General features: G+C 64.3%; 4 protein-coding genes. All 4 read right to left on the bottom strand.

The features are described 5' to 3' along the window. Positions 1 to 116: 116 nt before the first annotated feature. The 4 genes from P8014_RS20175 to P8014_RS20160 all read right to left on the bottom strand — a co-directional run bounded on the left by P8014_RS20175 (position 117) and on the right by P8014_RS20160 (position 4430). The gene (locus P8014_RS20175; protein ID WP_337819132.1) at positions 117 to 866 is read right to left on the bottom strand and encodes a Nif3-like dinuclear metal center hexameric protein; all 750 of its coding nucleotides are present in this window, start codon (positions 864 to 866) and stop codon (positions 117 to 119) included. A gap of 3 nt (positions 867 to 869) precedes the next feature. Then, positions 870 to 1949 (bottom strand): histidinol-phosphate transaminase, encoded by a 1080-nt coding sequence (gene hisC / locus P8014_RS20170; protein ID WP_337819131.1) that lies wholly within the window; start codon positions 1947 to 1949, stop codon positions 870 to 872. Then, positions 1946 to 3250, bottom strand: coding sequence for a histidinol dehydrogenase (gene hisD / locus P8014_RS20165; protein ID WP_337819130.1), 1305 nt, complete (start codon positions 3248 to 3250; stop codon positions 1946 to 1948). The genes hisC and hisD overlap by 4 nt, the downstream gene beginning before the upstream one ends. A gap of 97 nt (positions 3251 to 3347) precedes the next feature. Beyond that, entirely contained in the window at positions 3348 to 4430 is a 1083-nt protein-coding gene (locus P8014_RS20160; protein WP_337819129.1) for a 3-deoxy-7-phosphoheptulonate synthase, read from the bottom strand. Between the last annotated feature and the right edge of the window lie 568 nt (positions 4431 to 4998).

The following is a 4998-nucleotide window of genomic DNA, read 5'->3' as shown; positions in this document are numbered from 1 at the left end:
TGACCCTCTGGGCCAGAGCACCTTTGCTCATCAACAGGCCGTATATAAGCGCGCAGTCGAACCTACCCAAACGCAGATCAACTGGCAAACGAGGGAGAACCCATATAAGCGTGTCCCTAGGCTGGATTGTCAATATCCACGAAACGGTGCTGCAGATCGAACTCGGCGGCCAAGCGCTCGCCCAGGGCGGGAGCGCCGTAGCGCTCGGTGGCGTGATGGCCGGCAGCGAAGTAGTGCAGGCCGCACTCGTGTGCCACATGCGTGGTCTGCTCCGAAATTTCACCACTGAGATAGGCGTCCACACCCGCCGCCGCGGCCTGTTCGATATAGCCCTGGGCGCCGCCGGTGCACCAGGCGATGCGTTCGATCCTTTCCGGACCTCCATCCACCCAAACCGGCTCCCGACCCAACACATCGGCGAGATGACGCGCAAAGGCCTCACCCGACATCGGCTCCGGCAGATGGCCCAGACTGCCAATACCCTCGGCATTGAGCGGGGCGTCGACACGCAGACCGAGACGCGCGGCGAGCTGTGCGTTATTGCCCACCTCGGGATGCGCATCCAGAGGCAGATGGTAGGCGATCAGGCTGACGTCATTGGCCAGCAGGGCGCGCAGACGCCTGCGGCGCATGCCGGTCACCCTGGATTCCTCGCCGCGCCAGAAATAGCCATGATGCACAAGCACCGCGTCGGCCTCCAACTCCAGGGCGGCATCGAGCAAGGCCTGGGTCGCGGTGACCCCGGACACCAACAGCCGCACCTCGTCGCGCCCTTCGACCTGCAAGCCGTTGGGGCTGTAGTCACGGAAACGCTCCGGCTGCAGCAACGCGTCACACCAAGCCACGAGTTCTTGCAAGCGAACCATGACTCAGCTCACTCCCACAACGCTTGCGGCGAGCACGCTATCCAGCGCGGCGAACAGGCGGGCATGCTGCTCCTCGGTGCCCACACTGATGCGCAGGAACTGCTCGATGCGCGGCAGCTTGAAATGGCGCACGATGACCCGCTCGGCCCGCAGGCCCGCGGCGATGGTCCACGCATCCTGGGCCGGATGGCGGGCGAAGACGAAATTCGCCTTCGAGGGCAGGACTTCGAAACCACGCGCCTCCAGTGCGCCGGTCAGGGCCTCGCGTTGTTCGATGACGGCGGCCCGGCTGCGTTCGAACCATTCATGATCGTCGAGCGCCGCCGTCGCACCGGCAATCGCCACGCGATCGAGCGGATACGAGTTAAAGCTGTTCTTGACCCGCTCGAGCCCCTCGATCAGCGCTTCGTCGCCCAGCGCGAAACCCACGCGCAGCCCCGCCAGCGCATAGGACTTGGACAGCGTACGCACCACCAGAAGGTTCGGATAGCGGCCGACCAGAGCGGCCGCGCTGTCGCCGCCGAAGTCGATATAGGCCTCGTCCACCAGCACTACGGAATCGGTGTTGCGCTGCAACAGACGCTCGATCTCGCTCAGCGGCAACACACGCCCGGTAGGCGCGTTCGGATTGGCGATGACAATGCCGCCGTTGGGCCTGGCATAGTCGTCGACGCGCACCTGGAACGCGTCGCTCAGGGGTATGGTCAGGTGTTCGATACCGTACAGTCGACAATACACCGGGTAGAAGCTGTAGGTGATATCGGGAAACAGCAGCGGACGCTCATGCTGGAACAGGGCGAAGAACGCGTGCGCCAGCACCTCGTCAGAGCCATTGCCGACGAACACCTGCTCCGAGCATACGTCGCAGGCACGCGCGGCGGCCTCCTTCACCCGCGTGGACTCCGGATCCGGATACAGCTTGAGCGAATCACCCAGCTCCGCCCGCATGGCCTCCACGGCTCGCGGCGAAGGGCCGTAGGGATGCTCGTTGGTGTTCAGCTTGACCAGATCGGCGGTCTTGGGCTGCTCGCCCGGAACATAGGGTGTCAGACCGGCGACCATCGGGCTCCAGAAGCGGCTCATTCGCCCGCGCCCCGATATTCGGCGGAACACGCGTGTGCGACCAGGCCCTCGCCGCGCGCCAGCACCGAGGCTGTCGCGCCCAGCGTACGCGAACCCTGCGCCGAGCATTGGATGATGCTGGCCCGCTTCTGGAAGTCATAGACGCCCAGCGGCGAGGCGAAGCGCGCCGTACGCGACGTCGGCAGTACGTGGTTCGGTCCGGCGCAGTAGTCGCCCAGGGCTTCCGCCGTGTAGCGGCCGAGGAACATCGCGCCGGCGTGATGGATGCGCTCGGCCAGACGCTCCGGCTCGTCCACCGAGAGTTCGAGATGCTCCGGCGCGATATGATTGGCCAGCGTCACCGCTTCGTCCAGGTCGCGCACGCGGATCAGCGCGCCGCGGGTGCGCAGCGAGGTGCGGATGATGTCCGCACGAGGCATCTCGGCGAGCAACTCGTCCATGGCAGCCGCGACGCGTTCGATGTAATCGGCGTTCGGACACAGCAGAATGGCCTGTGCGTCCTCGTCATGTTCGGCCTGGGAGAACAGGTCCACCGCTATCCAATGCGGATCGGTCTGTCCGTCGCACACCACCAGTATCTCCGAGGGCCCGGCAATCATGTCGATACCCACCACGCCGAACACCTCGCGCTTGGCCGCGGCCACGTAGATGTTGCCGGGGCCGACGATCTTGTCCACCGCGGGGACGGTCCCGGTGCCGTAGGCCAGCGCCGCCACCGCCTGCGCGCCGCCAACACGGAATACGCGGTCGACGCCGGCCACGGCAGCAGCCGCCAACACCAGCTCGTTGACCTCGCCGCCGGGCGTGGGTACGACCATGACAAGCTCGCCCACGCCGGCAACCTTGGCCGGCACCGCGTTCATCAGCACCGACGACGGATACGCCGCCTTGCCCCCCGGCACGTAGAGCCCTACACGGTCCAACGGGCTGATCTGCTGCCCAAGCACGGTGCCGTCTGCCTCGGTATAGCTCCAGGACTCCAGGCGCTGGTGCTCGGCATAGGCGCGGATGCGCGCAGCAGCCGTATGCAGTGCATCGCGCTGAACTTCGGGCACGCTCTCCAACGCCTGCTGCAGTCGTGCCTGCGAAATTTCCAGCTCGGCGCCGCTGGCCAGTTCCAGCCGATCGAAGCGGGCCGTGTATTGCAGTAAAGCCGCATCGCCGCTCGCGCGCACCGCGGCCAGGATTTCGTGCACGATAGCGTTCACGCCCTCGTCGGCCACGCTCTCCCACGCCAGCAGCGCATCCAGGCGTGCGGCGAAACCTTCATCACGGGTATCGAGTCGATTAATCTCGGGCATGTCTACAAGTCCAGAAAACGAATGTCATGAAGGCGATCCGGCTGCCGGACGCCTGCGTTCGAATCCCGGGGGAGCGTGCGGCGGCCGGTACGGCGGTTCAGCCGGTCTGCTTATGAAGGCCATGCGCCGCACGGCGGGCGCGCACCGCCTGCGCCAACTCGAGCAGTAGGGTCTCGGTGTCGTCCCAGGCGATACAGGCATCGGTGATACTCTGCCCGTAGGTCAGAGGTTCGCCGGGCACCACGTCCTGGCGCCCCTCGACCAGATGGCTCTCCAGCATCACCCCCATCACCGCGTCGCTGCCGCCGGCGATCTGCGCACACACGTCGCGGGCCACCTCGACCTGGCGGGACGGTTGCTTGCGGCTGTTGGCATGGCTGCAATCGACCATCAGGCGCGGCTCCAGCCCTGCCTTGGTCAGGCCATCGATAGCGGTCTGGACGCTGTCGGCACCATAGTTGGGTCCGGTATTGCCGCCGCGCAGAATCACGTGGCAGTCCGGATTACCGGCGGTGATGTAAATGGCCGAGCGCCCAGATTTAGTCAGCGACAGGAAATGATGCGGCTGTGAAGCGGAGCGGATCGCATCGATCGCGATCTGGATGCTGCCATCCGTGCCGTTCTTGAAACCGACCGGGCAGGACAGCCCGGAAGCCAGCTCGCGATGCACTTGACTTTCGGTGGTGCGCGCGCCGATCGCCCCCCAACTCACCAGATCCGAGATGTACTGCGGGCTGATGATGTCGAGGTATTCGGTCGCCGCAGGCATGCCGGACTCGGCCAGATCCAGCAATAGGCGCCGCGCCGTGCGCAGGCCGCGGTCGATCTGGAAGCTCTCGTCCAGGCCAGGATCGTTGATCAAACCCTTCCAGCCAACCGTGGTGCGCGGTTTCTCGAAATACACGCGCATGATGATGACCAAGTCATCGGCCAGCAACTGGCGCATCCGCAGCAGGCGCTGGCTGTAATCGATCGCGGCCACCGGATCATGGATCGAACAAGGGCCGGCGATGACCACCAGCCGATCGCTGGTACCAGTGAGCACATCATGGACTGCATGACGGGTTTCGTAGACCAGACGCGCAGCATCGTCGGTCAGCGGCAGTTCTTCGCTGACCGTGGCCGGTGTGCTCACCTCGCGGATGGATTGGATGCGGAGGTCTTCTGTCTGGTAACGCATGTTGTCCGGATTGCAGCCGGGAGTCGCCCCGCTCAGCCGCGGAACAAACCCGCTGTGGCAGGGTTTGGAGTTGCAGTCAAGGTTAACACGAACCGCACGATTTTAGCGCACCAGAAATGCAATGATGGTTATTGGCGGCCTCTATTGTACGTTTGCCGTCTGGTTGGCATGGTCGATGCGCGGGCCTTGTCCACTCCAAGGCCTATTCCGGAGGTCCGTCGAGACTCCACAATTGTTCCGCGTTTGAGGTTCGCTTCGAACCTGGATCAACATTCCTTACGTCTATTTTACTCGAATGAAAGCGGCGTACTTGCTATCGGTCTCAGCTTGTTTCGGGCGCGATTCGATGCCTGGGGATTCGCTCTGAATCGGTGACGCGCCCGAGCCGATTTGTTCGGCGCATCCCTGCGCCTCACCCCTTCGGGGCTTGCGCGAAAAATCGTTCCCGACGATTTTTTCTTTGAATGCGCAAAGAAACCGGCGAAAGAAACGCACCCCCAGGATCGCTTGTCCCTACGGGCAACCTCGCGAACGCACCCCTGAACGGGGCCCGCAGTCATTCGCCGTC

The organism is Acidihalobacter sp. (assembly GCF_037381185.1).
In the GTDB taxonomy this organism is placed as follows: domain Bacteria; phylum Pseudomonadota; class Gammaproteobacteria; order DSM-5130; family Acidihalobacteraceae; genus Acidihalobacter_A.
The sequence above is the reverse complement of the archived record's forward strand: the minus strand, read 5'-3'. Positions and strand labels throughout refer to the sequence as shown.

Bases quoted from the DNA above. Each gene is read 5' to 3' on its own strand.
- P8014_RS20175 (WP_337819132.1), bottom strand. From the start codon at position 866: ATGGTTCGCTTGCAAGAACTCGTGGCTTGGTGTGACGCGTTGCTGCAG.
- P8014_RS20160 (WP_337819129.1), bottom strand. From the start codon at position 4,430: ATGCGTTACCAGACAGAAGACCTCCGCATCCAATCCATCCGCGAGGTG.
- hisD (WP_337819130.1), bottom strand. From the start codon at position 3,250: ATGCCCGAGATTAATCGACTCGATACCCGTGATGAAGGTTTCGCCGCA.
- hisC (WP_337819131.1), bottom strand. From the start codon at position 1,949: ATGAGCCGCTTCTGGAGCCCGATGGTCGCCGGTCTGACACCCTATGTT.